The 1,823-nt window shown below is 74.3% G+C and carries 2 protein-coding genes; both read left to right on the forward strand.

Translation table 11 applies throughout. The features are described 5' to 3' along the window. On the forward strand, positions 1 to 1,003 hold a 1,003-nt coding region (locus tag AB0O00_RS37680), incomplete at its 5' end, for a hypothetical protein (RefSeq protein WP_363659201.1). 5 nt (positions 1,004 to 1,008) lie between these two features. After that, a complete protein-coding gene (locus AB0O00_RS37685) occupies positions 1,009 to 1,821 on the forward strand; it encodes a hypothetical protein (RefSeq protein WP_363659202.1) in 813 nt (270 codons plus the stop codon). Positions 1,822 to 1,823: the final 2 nt, after the last annotated feature.

A 1,823-nucleotide genomic window follows, 5' to 3' on the forward strand; every position in this document is an offset into this window, starting at 1 on the left:
CACCGCGCCCGGCCTGGCGCAGGACGGCAACCTGCCCCCGCTGCCGCTGCCCGCGTCACCCGGCGCGGTCGGCCCCGACGGGCCCGGCTCCGTCCGCATCGGCCTGTGGGGAGCGCCGCGCTCGGGCAAGACCACCTTCCTCTCCTCCCTGCCGATCGCCGCCATCCAGCACAACCGGCACGGCAAGGGCAACTGGGTGATCAGCGGCATGACCAAGGAGGCCATCGAGTTCCTCAACCGCGGGGTGCGCCTGCTCGCCGTCGACCGCGGCTTCCCCGGCGCCACCTCCGCCACGGCGGGCATGAGCTGGGCCTTCCAGGGCGAGGAGCCGCGCAAACTGGCCGGCACCCGCCAGGTCGGCTTCGTGCTCGACACCCAGGACGTCAGCGGCGAGGTCTTCCGCCCGGACAACCCCGGCCACGAGGCCATCGTCGAGCAGTTGGCCTCGGCCAACGGCCTCGTCTACCTCTTCGACCCGCTGCTGGACCGCGAACACGCCACCCAGAGCCTGGAGTTCTTCTACGCGACGGTCAACGCGATCACCAGCCGGGTCCGCGACCGCCGCGGGCTGGTCGGCGGGCGGCTGCCCCACCACGTCGCCGTGTGCGTCGCCAAGTTCGACGACCCGCAGCTCTTCCGGCCCTCCGTCGAGGCGCGCTGGGTCACCCAGGACGGCGTCGGCGCCCGCATCCCGCGGGTGCCCGCCGAGGCCGCCGCCGGCTACTTCGCCTGGATCTGCGACACCTTCCGCGGCTCCAGCGCCGCCCTCGTCCGCGACGCCCTGCACGCCTACTTCCAGCCCGACCGCATCAGCTACTACGCCACCTCCGCGATCGGCTTCCGCCTCAACGCCGACGGCATCTTCGACTACCGCCTCTACGCCAACGTCGAGCAGGTCGGCGGGGAGTTCCGCATCGCCACCTCGCCGCAGCCCATCAACGTGCTGGAGCCGCTGATCGACCTCGAACGCCGGATCCGCTCGCGCAAGATCAAGCTGCGGTGACCGGCATGGACGACCCCCGCGCCGACCTGCCCGACCCCCAACTCCCCAACCCCCAACTCCCAAACCCCCAGCGCCAGCCCGAGCAGCGACAGCGGCCCGCCCCCGAACCCGTCGCCGCCCACTGGGCCGTCCTCGGCAAGCACGCCGGCCGGGCCATGGGCTACGAACTCCTCGCCGCCAGCCTCGACGAGGACCGCGCCCGCCGCTACCTGTGGGGCGCCCAGACCGGCACCCCCGAGGTCCGCCGCCCCGACGCGACCGGCGGACTGCCCTGGCACGTCTTCCTCAGCGGCGTCGAAGGCGAACGCACCGCCGCCTGCGCCCTGATCGAGCAGAGCTGGGACGGCACCAGCGACGGCACCGGCGCGCCGATCATCACCTCCCGCCTGCTGCTCGTCGAATGGGCCCAGGGCGCGGCGCACAGCGTCACCTGGTCCGCGCTCGCCGACGCGTCCGCCGCCGTGCGCCGGCCCGCCCCGGAGGAGGGGCCCGCCCGGCCGCTGCGGCTGGACCTCAGCGGCCTGTCCGTCTCCGCCACGGCCGCCGAACTCGCCGCCGTCATCGACGAGGTGGGCTTCGAGTGGACGGCCTGCGTCGCCGCCCTGCTCACCGACGGCCACCGGATCACCATCACCGCCGACGGCCGCAGCCTGCCCACCCCCGGGCAGCGGGTGCGGATCGTCGACGCGATCGCCGCGCTGCTGCCCTACGGCTGCCGGCACTGGCTCAGCGGCGCGAGCTGGACCGGCGACTCCGACCACAAGGTGCAGCTGACCTTCGCCGAGAGCGCCCGGACCGGCCGCACCGCCGTCCGCTAGGG

Origin of the sequence: Kitasatospora sp. NPDC093558, assembly GCF_040683475.1 — a bacterium.
Classification (GTDB): Bacteria; Actinomycetota; Actinomycetes; order Streptomycetales; family Streptomycetaceae; genus Kitasatospora.